This window comes from Anoxybacillus sp. LAT27, from assembly GCF_022030075.1.
In the GTDB taxonomy this organism is placed as follows: Bacteria; Bacillota; Bacilli; order Bacillales; family Anoxybacillaceae; genus Anoxybacillus; species Anoxybacillus kestanbolensis.
On record NZ_JAIWYK010000434.1, the window covers coordinates 20,971 to 33,233 of the forward strand.

General features: G+C 43.8%; 10 protein-coding genes and 1 CRISPR repeat array. Of the genes, 7 read left to right on the top strand and 3 right to left on the bottom strand.

The genetic code is table 11. From position 1 onward, the window contains the following. Nucleotides 1-226 precede the first annotated feature (226 nt). Nucleotides 227-1,102, top strand: coding sequence for an Rpn family recombination-promoting nuclease/putative transposase (locus LD028_RS13195; protein WP_237811195.1), 876 nt, complete (start codon nt 227-229; stop codon nt 1,100-1,102). A 192-nt stretch (nt 1,103-1,294) separates the two neighbouring features. Then, nucleotides 1,295-1,598: direct repeats of the CRISPR family, unit length 30 nt; unit sequence GTTCGTATCGTACCTATGAGGAATTGAAAC. Between the two features lie 199 nt (nt 1,599-1,797). Here the strand turns inward: LD028_RS13195 and LD028_RS13200 are convergent. Then, entirely contained in the window at nt 1,798-2,703 is a 906-nt protein-coding gene (locus tag LD028_RS13200) for an Rpn family recombination-promoting nuclease/putative transposase (RefSeq protein WP_237811194.1), read from the bottom strand. Nucleotides 2,704-3,013: 310 nt separating this feature from the next. Beyond that, nucleotides 3,014-3,649, bottom strand: coding sequence for an FMN-dependent NADH-azoreductase (locus tag LD028_RS13205; protein ID WP_237811193.1), 636 nt, complete (start codon nt 3,647-3,649; stop codon nt 3,014-3,016). 258 nt (nt 3,650-3,907) lie between these two features. Between LD028_RS13205 and LD028_RS13210 the strand changes: the two genes are divergently transcribed. Next, nucleotides 3,908-5,569 (top strand): DUF6044 family protein, encoded by a 1,662-nt coding sequence (locus LD028_RS13210; protein ID WP_237811192.1) that lies wholly within the window; start codon nt 3,908-3,910, stop codon nt 5,567-5,569. Then, on the top strand, nt 5,566-6,561 hold the full coding sequence (locus tag LD028_RS13215; RefSeq protein ID WP_237811191.1) for a glycosyltransferase family 2 protein: 996 nt from the start codon (nt 5,566-5,568) through the stop codon (nt 6,559-6,561). Before LD028_RS13210 ends, LD028_RS13215 begins: the two co-directional genes overlap by 4 nt. Before the next feature lie 8 nt (nt 6,562-6,569). On the opposite strand, the gene LD028_RS13220 is transcribed toward LD028_RS13215, so the two are convergent. Then, nucleotides 6,570-7,736 (bottom strand): MFS transporter, encoded by a 1,167-nt coding sequence (locus tag LD028_RS13220; RefSeq protein WP_237811190.1) that lies wholly within the window; start codon nt 7,734-7,736, stop codon nt 6,570-6,572. A gap of 138 nt (nt 7,737-7,874) precedes the next feature. Here LD028_RS13220 and LD028_RS13225 point away from each other — a divergent pair, with 138 nt between their 5' ends. The 4 genes from LD028_RS13225 (at nt 7,875) to LD028_RS13240 (ending at nt 12,228) form a co-directional block, all read left to right on the top strand. Continuing rightward, nucleotides 7,875-9,128 (top strand): sensor histidine kinase, encoded by a 1,254-nt coding sequence (locus LD028_RS13225; RefSeq protein ID WP_237811189.1) that lies wholly within the window; start codon nt 7,875-7,877, stop codon nt 9,126-9,128. Nucleotides 9,129-9,220: 92 nt separating this feature from the next. Next, entirely contained in the window at nt 9,221-10,636 is a 1,416-nt protein-coding gene (gene bcaP, locus LD028_RS13230; protein WP_237811188.1) for a branched-chain amino acid transporter BcaP, read from the top strand. A gap of 247 nt (nt 10,637-10,883) precedes the next feature. Beyond that, nucleotides 10,884-11,669 carry a TerC family protein gene (locus LD028_RS13235; protein ID WP_237811187.1) on the top strand — a complete coding sequence of 262 codons (786 nt, stop codon included), beginning with the start codon at nt 10,884-10,886 and terminating at the stop codon, nt 11,667-11,669. Nucleotides 11,670-11,724: 55 nt separating this feature from the next. Further along, nucleotides 11,725-12,228 (top strand): ferritin, encoded by a 504-nt coding sequence (locus LD028_RS13240; RefSeq protein WP_237811186.1) that lies wholly within the window; start codon nt 11,725-11,727, stop codon nt 12,226-12,228. Nucleotides 12,229-12,263: the final 35 nt, after the last annotated feature.

Consider the following 12,263-nt stretch of genomic DNA (forward strand, 5'->3'; position numbering starts at 1 on the left):
CTCGATTGTTGTTTCATTTCTTTTTTGGTCATGTCGAAAATGTTTGCAAAGTCCGTCACACTTATGTCTTTTTCGCACATTTTTCAGATCGTTTCTTTGATTTTTTCTTTCAACCCTTTTTTCCGACTGCCGTGAATGTTTGAGAGTTCAACCGCACATCGTATGCAGGAAAATGATTGATATTGTCGAATAAAAACATCGAAACTATTGTATGCGAGGTGAATGTATGTCGATTGACCACGACCGTTTGTTTAAAGAGTTGATCCAAACGTTTTTTGAGGAGTTTATCGTTCTCTTTTTTCCAACGATGCATGAGCATATCGATTTTCGTCACGTATCGTTTTTATCGGAGGAGCTATTTACCGATGTAACGGCAGGGGAGAAATACCGCGTTGATTTGTTGGTCGAAACGAAATTGAAAGGGGAAGATAGTCTGATTATTGTCCATATCGAAAACCAAAGCTACGTCCAACCATCGTTTCCCGAACGCATGTTTATTTATTTTAGCCGCTTGTTTGAAAAATACCGCAAACATATTGTACCGATTGCTGTATTTAGCTACGATCCGATCCGTGATGAACGATCTACATTTACGATCCACTTTCCTTTTGGCAAAGTCCTCGATTTTCATTTTTTCACTGTGGAACTTCGGAAACAAAACTGGCGCAACTACATCCGACAGGACAACCCGATCGCCGCTGCATTGTTAAGCAAGATGGGTTATACTGAAAGTGAACGGGTAGAATTGAAAAAACAATTTTTACGCATGCTTGTGCGAATGGAATTAGACGAAGCGAAACAACGGTTATTGTTTGGCTTTTTTGAAACATATGTGAAACTATCAGACGAAGAAGAACGAAGACTGCGAAACGAGGTGAATGAGATGGAGACGAAAGAAAAAGAACAAGTGTTAGAACTCATTATTTCGTATGAACAAAAGGCGTTAGAAAAGGGAAGAGAAGAAGGGATGAAACAAGGAATGAAACAAGGGATGAAGCATATTGTACAAACGATGGCGAGAAAAGGAATGAGTGCAAAAGACATTGCGAACGTCACGGATCTCTCTGAAGAAGAAGTGAGGGAGTTGTTAGAAAAGGAATAGTTAGTTTGTGCATAACTTCACAACCGTCGTCGACCTCCAATCTTGCAAAAACCCCGGGGGATCGACGACAATTTGTTTTTTGCAACTTTTTCAGACGTATCAACGCATCAAGACCATTGACAGAATTTTCGGATGTATGTATAATGATATTGTATACCTTTTCCATGTGTTGATTTATCAACACTTTTTGGGGTTCGTATCGTACCTATGAGGAATTGAAACAACACATGAGCTTGCTGTGGTGCAACGCCAGCCAACTGTTCGTATCGTACCTATGAGGAATTGAAACCCAAACGCTGTAATGCGTATGAAGTCGGTTTGCTCTTTGTTCGTATCGTACCTATGAGGAATTGAAACCCTGGAGTTTTTCTTCTCCAAGCAAGGAAACACCTTATAGAGTTCGTATCGTACCTATGAGGAATTGAAACCTCTGTTCCTGTTTTCTTTGCAAATCCCCTGCGAATATGTTCGTATCGTACCTATGAGGAATTGAAACTATCCACATCCGTTAATAGTACCATCATTAAGAATGTTTGTATCGCGCCTATTATGCGAAATAAAAAGTCAGCGCTAAGTGCGCCGACTTTTTTGTTTATAGATCCGTTTTTCAAGTATACGACCGTGGGGCAAGAAAAAAGCGTGGAAAGTATGAGGCAATAGCACATGCCCTTGCTTATTCGCAAGGGCATTTAAGACTACTCGTTCAACCGTTCGTGCACATCTTCTTCCGTCATATCGAGTATATGTGCAATCTCTGCCACGCTCATTCCTTTTTCGCTCATTTTTCGGATCGTTTCTTTGATTCCTTCTTCTCGTCCTTTTTTCAATCCTTCTTTCAACCCTTCTTCCCGACTGCTGCGAATGTTTGAAAGTTGGTCAAGGAGCCATTTGAGCCGCATTTCGTAGGCGTAGCGGTTTTCTGGGTCAACGCTTAAACTTTGCCATTCTTCTAACGCTTCTAAAATGTCTTGTTCGGTCATCGCGATTCCCTCCAATTCGCGAAACATGTCTTCATCCATTCGTTTTGTTCGGCTATCCACAGCCGATAACATCGTCAGCCATGGCCATTCCGGCGATTGCTTCACTTCTCTCCGATATTTCTTCCATTTTACCATAAATTGTGACAAATCGAGTACATGAAATTCAAGGTGCTCGCTCCAAAGAAATTGTTCTTCATCTTCACGGATATGAAAGACGGTATGGAAGCGATCAGTTTCATGTGGGAAAAGTGGGTAATTTAAGATGGCGATCATGATGGTCGGAGGAAGGGTGTCGTACCGTTCTCCTTTTGATAACGAAGAGGAAAACAACCGCGCCCAGTAATACAACAGCCGTTCGGGCATGCCGTATTGCGGGATGATTTGAATTTCGACATGAATGCGCTCGCCACGATTCGTGCGGACAATGACGTCTAACCGCCCTGTTTTTCCGTCTTCTGTTTCTTTCGTCAGTTCGGTGTTTTCAAACTGCACATCAACGATGCGGTCATCGCCTGTCCGATGCAAAAGCGCGTTTAAAAACGCCATCGTAATGGACTTGCGGCTCGGGTGACCGAACAGCTGTTTAAACATAAAATCCATTTTTAAATCAAGATACTGCATACACCTCATCCTTTCATAATAGATACACTTTTATTACACTCGGGAAATACGGGAAATGCAAAAAGGGAAAATTGAATATTGAGGCACATTTTTTGTGAAAATCGGCGAAAAAAAACGGTAAGAAGAAAATTTTGTGGACTGAAAAATCAATTTTCGATGAGAAAGGAACATTTTTTCGATAGGTGACTGGAAACGTTTAGTGACGTAAAATGACAGTAGTTTACAGTAGGAATTTTTGTTATAGTTAAAGTTGTAAAAAGGACAACAAGAGATGGAGGCGCCTTGAAATTTCAAGACACCTCTATTTCACCTAAAACCGTTTTGCCATGTCTTTCGCGCGTTCGATCGCTTGTTGTTTAATGGCTTCTGCTTCGTTTGGAAATGCGTTCATACCTTCCACAGCAATCGTTTCGACGTCTGTAATGCCGATGAAAGAGAGGACCGCACGCAAATAGCGATCGCCAAATTCCATTTCTTTTGCTGGGCCTTCGGAGTACATGCCTCCGCGCGCTTGAATGTGAAGCGCTTTTTTCCCTTTCAATAACCCAACAGGACCTTGTTCCGTATATTTGAACGTTTTTCCTGCAAGACAAAGCGTATCAATATATGCTTTTAGTTTTGGAGGGAAGCTAAAGTTCCACATCGGTGTGACGAATACATATTTGTCAGCTTTCATAAATTGTTCGCATAACTCATTGATGCGCGCCACTTTTTGTTGTTCATCTTTGCTTAATTGCTCGAACGCTTGTCCTTGTTGCAGTTTGCCCCAGCCGTTAAATACATCGGCGTCAATGTACGGAATGTCCGTATCATATACATGTAGTTCAACGATTTCATCTTCTGGATGATGTTGTTTGTAAGTTTCTAAAAACGCACGCCCGACTGATAAACTAAATGATTGTTGTTCTTGTTTTGGATTTGCAGTAATATAAAGTACTTTTGCCATGACGATTCCTCCTCGGTATTTTAAGTGAAAAAATATCTGTAACTATATTAAAGTATATTACTTACTTTTGTAAAGTAAAAAACTTTTTTAAACGGATGACAGCCATCGAAAAACGAAGTCCATCCGAGCGTATATGGTATCGTAGTGAAAAAGTAGTCATCGAATTGTCGATGGCTATTTTTTTATCCGTTCGTTTATTCAAGGGATATGCATATTTTTCATTCATTGTTAAAAAATAATGGCGAATGGGGGGACGCTATGAAACTGTTCGCATTTGGCATGATGATCGTTTGTTTGCACGCATTGCCGTATTTTCTTCTTGGTGAAGATGCCCATATGCGCGTGCACGATAATTTAGATTCAAATATCGCTTGGTATCGTGTGCTTGCACGAAGCGGTGAGTTGTTCGGTTCCGTCCATGCGACGATTCCACAAGTCATTAACGGATTGCCACGCAACGCGTACGGAACAGAATTTAGCGGCATCGTCTGGCTTCATGCGCTTTTTCCTTCCGTTTATGCTTACGGGCTTAGCCAGCTGTTGACGCGCGTATTTGCGTTTATCGGCATGTATATGTTGTTGAAAACGCACGTATTGAAAGAGCGAGAAGCGACGGCAGAATGGATTCGCGTTGGTGTGGCTCTTACGTTTGCCTTGACGCCGTTTTGGCCATCAGGGATGCTTAGCACGCTCGGCATGCCGCTTGCGTTATGGGCGCTACTTAACATTCGAGCGGGCGATCGTTCGTGGAAAAATTATGTCGTACTCACGCTTCTTCCTCTCTATTCCAGCTTCGTGCTCGGTTTTTTCTTTTTTTTAAGCGCAATGTTTTTGTTTTGGATCGTTGATGCGTGGCGTCGCCGACCGAATATGCCGTTATTGCTGGCGCTCGTATATATGACCGCCCTTTATTTCGCAATTGAATATCGGCTCGTTCATTCATTTTTATTTGCGACCGAACCGACAAGTCGGGATGAATATTTCCATGCCCGTCTATCGTTATGGCGGTCGCTTCGTTTAACATTCAAAAACTACATCTTCGGTCATACGCATGTGATGACGATTCATACGCTTATTATTTTACCGATCACGTTCATCGCCTTATATATCGTATGGAAACGAAAATGGTGGCGGAATGAACGGCTATTTTGGCAGCTTCATGTGCTCAATTTCATTTTGTCGCTTTGGTATGCGTTTTGGTTTTACAAAGGATGGTTTCCTGCGACAGAAGCGTTTCCGTTTTTAGATCGCTTTAATTTTGCACGCTATCATTTTTTACGCCCGATGATCATTTACGTCTTGTTTGCTTTGTCGCTTCGCATCATTTGGTGCGCATGGGATCGGCGCATCGTTTCATTTGCGCTTTTTGCGCAACTTGTGGTGGCGCTGTTGTTTCATGAACAAATCGTCTATCGCGACAAGCCAACGTTTCGTTCCTTTTATGCGGAAAAGCAATTTCAAGACATCAAACAATATATCGGAAAGCCCGTTCATACGTATCGCGTCGTCAGCATCGGCATACATCCAGCGATTGCACAATATAACGGCTTTTATACGTTAGATACGTACAACAATTTTTATCCGCTTTCGTATAAACATCAATTTCGTCAAATCATTGCAAGCGAGCTAAATAAAAATAAAAAGCTAAAGGAATATTTCGATGAGTGGGGCGGACGTTGTTATATTTTTGTTGCGGAACTTGGGAAAAAATATATGTTTACGAAACGATCAAACAAACGCATTCGCCATATGCAACTCCATACGAACGTGTTATACGACATGGGTGGGCGATACGTCTTGTCAGCTGTGCCGATTGACAATGCGAAAGAAAATCGTTTAATGCTATTGCGCACGTTTCACCATAAAGAATCAGCATGGACGATTTATTTATACGAAGTAGAAGGAGGGAAAACGACATGACCGTTTTAGCGATCGTTGTGCCTTGTTATAACGAGGAGGAGATGTTGCCGGAGACGATCGAACAGTTGCGGGCATTGCGGCAACAACTTATCGATGAACAGCTCATTTCTTCGGAAAGTAAAATTGTGTTTGTCGATGATGGGAGCCGCGACAAGACGTGGACGATCATTTATAAAGCGTGTTTGCGCTACGAAGAAATAAAAGGCATTAAACTAGCGGGAAACGCAGGACATCAACACGCGCTGTTAGCGGGGATGATTGCCGCTAAACAAATGGCGCATTGCGTTGTGACGATGGATGCTGATTTACAAGACGACATATACGTCGTTCGCGAGTTTGTGCGCAAATTTCAAGAAGGGTACGACATCGTCTACGGGGTAAGAAAAAAGCGCGACGTTGACTCATATATGAAACGGTGGACGGCTGAGACGTTTTATCGCTTCATGAATCGCATCGGGGTGAAGTTGATTTATAATCATGCCGACTATCGCCTTATGAGCCGGCGTGCTGTCGAAGCGTTAGCGCAATTTCGTGAAGTGAATCTGTTTTTGCGTGGCGTTGTCCCGCTTCTTGGCTTTCCGTCGACGACCGTATATTATGACCGAAAAGAGCGGAAAGCAGGAGTGACGAAATATCCGCTCATGAAAATGATTCGCTTTGCGTTCGATGGGTTAACATCGTTTAGTATGATGCCGATTCGTTTCGTCTCCCTTCTCGGTTTTTGTTCGTTTGTTGTGAGCGTATTATTTGCGTTATATGTGCTATTTTTAAAAATGACAGGTCATACGCAGACGGGCTGGACGTCGCTGATCATGTCCATTTGGCTTGTCGGAGGATTGCAGCTCATGGCGATCGGTTTAGTCGGGGAGTATATCGGAAAAGTATATCAAGAAGCCAAACAACGTCCACGCTACATTGTCGATGTCGATTTGTTAAATGGACCGATGATCGCAAGGCACGAGCGGGAAAAACTAGCTGAGGAAATTAGTTAAGGCTCCGATTATGCGGAGCCTTTTTGCATCATGGTGCGTTGAAATGATTGAAACAGGACGAATGAAACGAACGTAAGCACAATCCCTGTCATATACGGCAAGCTCGGCTTCAATGTAAATAGCCAGCCTGCAATCGCCGGTCCGCCGATGCGCCCGAGCGAATCGAATGATGATAACAGCCCTGTTGCGCTTCCTTGTCCGTCCGTCGTATGTTTCGTTAATAAGGCGGATACACATGGGCGAATGACGCCGTTACCGATGCCGAAAATCGTTAAATAAAGGGCAGCTGTCCAAAAGTTATGGATAAATAAAATGAGCGAAAATCCGAGTGCCGAAAGAAATAGTCCAGCGCGAATGACCGTCCCTTCGCCGAACGACTGAATAAGTTTGCCAAGCAGTCCTCCTTGAATGACCGCCCCAGCAAGTCCCATAATCATAAAAATATAACCGAGTTCAGTAGAAGCAAGTCCAGCACGTTGAGCCGCGAAATACGCAAACGTCGCTTCCAGCCCCGCAAGCGAAAACGTGACGATCAACTGCAATACGTATAGACGCGATACGTCGCTTCGTAGCGCCGTCATCAGTGATGGACGTTTCGTTTCGCCGTTTGCGCGTTTTTCTTTCGGCAGCGACTCGTTTAAGAAAAAGAAAACGAATACCGCCGTCACAAAAGCTAAACTGCCTGCGATCCAAAACGGAACGGTTAAGCTATGTTTCGAAAACACGCCGCCGATGGCTGGTCCGAAAATAAAGCCGAGCCCGACCGCTGCCCCGATGATGCCCATGCCTTTTCCGCGATTTTCTTCGGTCGTCACATCGGCAACGTACGCCATCGCTGTCGGCATCGTTGCGGCCGATAAAAAGCCGCCGATGATGCGCGCTGCAAACAACATCCAAAGTTTTGTTGCTAAGGCGAATAAGAAAAACGAAAGCGCTAGACCAAAAATGCCGAGCAGTAAAAACGGCTTGCGTCCGTAACGATCAGACAGCCGTCCCCACATCGGCGCAAATAAAAATTGCATAAACGAATATACCGCCATTAACCAGCCGAGCTGTGTTGGGGTGGCACCGATGTTTTCAGCGTAAAACGGAAGGACAGGAATAATAATTCCGAATCCCATCATGACGAAAAACATGACAATAAATAAAAGCGGCAAATAACGCCGATCGTTCATATGACCATCTCCACTATGTAGTTTGCATCTTTATCATAATGGAAATGTGACCATTTTTCAAAGATGTCGCTGCATTGACAACGGAAAAAGTTTTCGCGAAACTGAGATTGGATGAACGATGTGGGAGAGTTGAGAAAGATGACATATATCAATCAACATGTGTTAAACAACTTATTTTACATTTTAGTAAGCATTTTTTTCTTTTACTTTTTGTACGATCACGTCCGCTTTTTTCAACAAAAAAAGGCGCATCAACATGTGTTGCTCATCGCATGTTTAAGTGTCCCCCTTATTTTATGTATGAAATATCCAATTTATATCGCACCAGATTGCGTGCACGATTTGCGACAAGTGCCGTTTTTGATCGGCACGTTTTACGGCGGTTGGGCGGTGAGCGTACCGCTATTGCTTATTTTGCTTGTGGCGCGCTTTATGATGTATGGATATCAGTTTATTACCGTTGCGGTATATGTGATGATGTGCCTATGCGGCAGCTTGTTTTCTCCGTTGTTTCAGCAGCTTACAAGAAAGCAGCGGCTCGTTGCTTCGGCGGCGATGACGTTTCTTTTGGCGATTGCGGCAACGGTGTTGGCGGTCGCCATTTCCGATTTTCAAGTGACGGAATCGTACGTTGTCGATTTTATTCTCGTTCCTCCTGTTGCGGTGTTGTTCGTTGTATTTATCATTGAAACGTTGCGAGAGGCGCTGCTTATTCGTTCAAAAGCGATCAAGTTGGAGAAAATGGAAGTCGTCAGTCAGCTTGCCGCCAGCATTTCCCATGAAATTCGCAATCCCCTTACAGTCGTCAAAGGTTTTATGCAACTGATGAAAGCAAAAGACATATCAGCGGAAACAAAAGAGCAATATATGAATATCGCCCTCGAGGAGTTAAACCGCGCCTGCATGATCATTGACGATTATTTAACGTTTGCGAAGCCGTTTCCTGAAAAAATTGAGACGCTTCATGTGGAGCGAGAGTTAGAAAAAGTGATCGACATGTTGCGTCCGTTTGCGAACATGTATGGCGTACAAATTGTCGCAACACTCATGCCTGCCACGATGGAAGGAAACGCACAATATTTTCGGCAATGTTTTTTAAATATAATAAAAAATGGCATTGAAGCAACTGAAAATGGCGGTAAGGTATATGTCGATGCCCACGCCGATGAAAAAACGGTTACGATCGTTGTGCGCGATGAAGGGGAAGGGATGACGAAAGAGCAACTTGCTCGTTTTGGTGAGCCGTATTTCAGCACGAAAGAAAAAGGAACAGGGCTCGGGGCGATGGTGTCGATTCGCATCATTGAAATGATGAACGGAACATGGCGCATTCAAAGTGAAAAAGGGCGTGGAACGACGATGACAGTCAGCTTCTCGTTATTAGAAAAATAAAAATATTGCGAAATAGCGAAAAAGTATTGTCTTTAACGATTTTGGGCGTTAAAGTATAAAATGAACATAACGAGTAAGGGGAGTTTACATCGATGAGTTTGTTTAGGAAAAAGTCGATTGAAGCGCTGATGAGCGAATCAGGAAAAAATGGGGCAACGCTCAAAAAGGAATTAGGCGCATTTGATTTAACGATGCTTGGCATCGGTGCGATTATTGGAACAGGCATTTTCGTTTTAACGGGGGTAGCGGCTGCTGAACATGCGGGACCAGCGCTTGTTCTTTCGTTTATTTTATCTGGATTGGCGTGCGTTTTTGCGGCGCTTTGTTATGCGGAGTTTGCATCGAGCGTTCCGGTGTCAGGGAGCGCGTATACGTACAGCTATGCGACATTTGGGGAATTAATCGCTTGGATGCTCGGTTGGGATTTAATTTTAGAGTATGGTGTGGCAGCTTCGGCTGTTGCGGCAGGCTGGTCTGGTTATTTCCAAGGATTGCTTGCCGGATTTGGCATTGAGTTGCCGAAAGCATTAACGAGCGCTTACGATCCAGCAAACGGGACGTTTATTGATGTGCCCGCCATTGTCATCGTCTTGCTTATTACGTTTTTATTGACGCAAGGGGTGAGAAAATCCGCTCGTTTTAATGCGGTGATGGTCGTTATTAAAGTTGCGGTTATTTTATTGTTTATTGCGGTTGGCGTATGGTATGTGAAGCCAGAAAACTGGACGCCGTTTATGCCGTTTGGATTTTCCGGTGTTGCGGCAGGAGCGGCGACGGTGTTTTTCGCTTACTTAGGGTTTGATGCGGTATCGACAGCGGCAGAAGAAGTGCGCAATCCGCAGCGCAATATGCCGATCGGGATTATCGCATCGCTTGCGATTTGTACGCTTCTTTACATTGCGGTGTCGCTTATTTTGACAGGCATTGTGCCGTATGATCAGTTGGGAGTAAAAAATCCAGTTGCTTTTGCGTTAAACTATATTCAACAAGATTGGGTGGCGGGATTTATTTCGCTCGGTGCGATTACAGGCATTACGACGGTGCTTCTTGTCATGCTTTATGCACAAACGCGCCTCTTTTATGCGATTAGCCGCGACGGCTTGCTTCCGTCATTGTTTGCGAAAGTGAGCGAACGGAAACAAGTGCCCCTTGTCAATTCATGGGTAACAGGCATTGCGGTTTCCGTTTTCGCAGGGGTCATCCCGTTAAATAAATTAGCGCATTTAACAAATATCGGAACGTTGTTTGCATTTACGACTGTTGCGATCGGCATTTTAATTTTACGCAAAACAGAGCCGAACTTAAAACGAAGCTTTATGGTGCCGTTTGTACCGGTCATTCCGCTTCTTGCGGTCGCGTTTTGTACGTATTTAGCCCTTCAGCTTCCAGCAACAACATGGTTAAGCTTTGGCGGCTGGTTAGCGATTGGTCTTGTCATTTACTTCTTGTACGGTCGCAAACATAGCAAATTAAATGAGGCAAATGCCGCACAAAAACAAGTGAGTTAACGATTGACAAAATGAACAGCCACTTTTATAATGAAAATACAATAACATCGTTTTCCTTCACAAAGGGGAGTAGCGTTCAGGCGTTGCCTGAAAACAAAGTCGTCAATTCATGGACCTTGTCCATCGGCTTTGTTGGCACAATTACGTGTCTAGCGAGACCTTTGCCGTTCGGCAAAGGTCTTTTTTGCGTTCTCATGATTTTTGCCGGCGGACGAGGGAAAACTACATATTACAGGAGGGATTATCGATGGATGTATCATTATTGTTAGAGTACGGTTGGGTGCTTCTCGTTTTAATCGGTTTAGAAGGTATTCTCGCTGCCGATAACGCTGTCGTGATGGCGGTCATGGTGAAGCATTTGCCAGAGAAAGAACAAAAACGGGCGCTCTTTTACGGGCTTGCTGGGGCGTTTATTCTTCGCTTTGCGGCGTTATTTGTTATTTCGTATTTAGTGAACATTTGGCAAATTCAAGCGCTCGGTGCGTTGTATTTAATGTTTATTGCGGTGCATCATTTTATCAATAAAAATCGCGATGGTTCGCATAAAACAGAGAAAAAGCAGTCAGGTTTTTGGATGACGGTATTAAAAGTCGAGCTTGCTGATTTAGCGTTTGCGATCGATTCGATTTTAGCGGCTGTCGCTTTAGCGATGACGTTGCCGGATACAAATTTACCAGCGATCGGCGGCATGGACGGCGGAAAGTTTTTAGTCATCTTCGCCGGTGGATTAATTGGCGTCATCATTATGCGTTTTGCGGCAAATGCGTTCGTGAAATTGTTGCATAAACGCCCAAGCCTAGAATCGGCCGCATTTTTAATCGTCGGTTGGGTTGGGGTGAAATTGGCAGTATATACGCTTGCACATCCAAGCTTAGCAGTCGTTTCCGAACATTTCGCGCATTCGGCGTTATGGAAAGCGATTTTCTGGATCGTTCTTTTAGCGATCGCAGCTGGCGGCTGGTTTTTCTCAGGAAAAGAAACACAACAACAGAAAGAAGCGATTCAAACGTTGAAAAAAGCGCAAAACGAGTAAAAGGAGGCACGTTCCTCCTTTTTTTGTTATAATGAGAAGAGGAGGAGTGAGATTTATGTTAAGTGAAAAATTGTTAAACGGACTGAATGAACAAATGAATTTTGAATTTTATTCCGCACATGCGTATATGGCGATGGCGGCATATTGCTCAGCGGAAGGATTGGATGGTTTCGCAAATTTCTTTTTAGTGCAAGCGGAAGAAGAGCGATTCCATGCGATGAAGTTTTACAACTTTATTAATGCGCTTGGCGAACGGGCGATTATGACAGGTTTTCCTTCACCGAACAACGAATTTACGTCCGTTCGTGACTGCTTCGAAAAAGCGCTCGCTCATGAAAAAGAAGTGACGCGCCGCATTTACAAACTATCTGACTTAGCGTTAGATGAGCGTGAACACGCGACGATGAACTTTTTGAAATGGTTTATCGACGAACAAGTGGAAGAGGAATCGCTATTTGACACGCTCATTCAAAAGCTCAAGCGCATCGAAGGCGACAGCAACTCGCTATTTATGCTCGACAACGAACTTGCACAACGTACATTTACACCAGAACCATAAAGGGAATGCATCGGCATTCTCTTTTTCTTTCCGCC

What these genes read in the sequence shown, in the direction of transcription:
- LD028_RS13195 (WP_237811195.1), top strand. Translation starts at nt 227, where the DNA reads ATGTCGATTGACCACGACCGTTTGTTTAAAGAGTTGATCCAAACGTTT.
- LD028_RS13200 (WP_237811194.1), bottom strand. Translation starts at nt 2,703, where the DNA reads ATGCAGTATCTTGATTTAAAAATGGATTTTATGTTTAAACAGCTGTTC.
- LD028_RS13215 (WP_237811191.1), top strand. Translation starts at nt 5,566, where the DNA reads ATGACCGTTTTAGCGATCGTTGTGCCTTGTTATAACGAGGAGGAGATG.
- LD028_RS13220 (WP_237811190.1), bottom strand. Translation starts at nt 7,736, where the DNA reads ATGAACGATCGGCGTTATTTGCCGCTTTTATTTATTGTCATGTTTTTC.
- LD028_RS13210 (WP_237811192.1), top strand. Translation starts at nt 3,908, where the DNA reads ATGAAACTGTTCGCATTTGGCATGATGATCGTTTGTTTGCACGCATTG.
- LD028_RS13235 (WP_237811187.1), top strand. Translation starts at nt 10,884, where the DNA reads ATGGATGTATCATTATTGTTAGAGTACGGTTGGGTGCTTCTCGTTTTA.
- LD028_RS13240 (WP_237811186.1), top strand. Translation starts at nt 11,725, where the DNA reads ATGTTAAGTGAAAAATTGTTAAACGGACTGAATGAACAAATGAATTTT.
- LD028_RS13225 (WP_237811189.1), top strand. Translation starts at nt 7,875, where the DNA reads ATGACATATATCAATCAACATGTGTTAAACAACTTATTTTACATTTTA.
- LD028_RS13205 (WP_237811193.1), bottom strand. Translation starts at nt 3,649, where the DNA reads ATGGCAAAAGTACTTTATATTACTGCAAATCCAAAACAAGAACAACAA.
- bcaP (WP_237811188.1), top strand. Translation starts at nt 9,221, where the DNA reads ATGAGTTTGTTTAGGAAAAAGTCGATTGAAGCGCTGATGAGCGAATCA.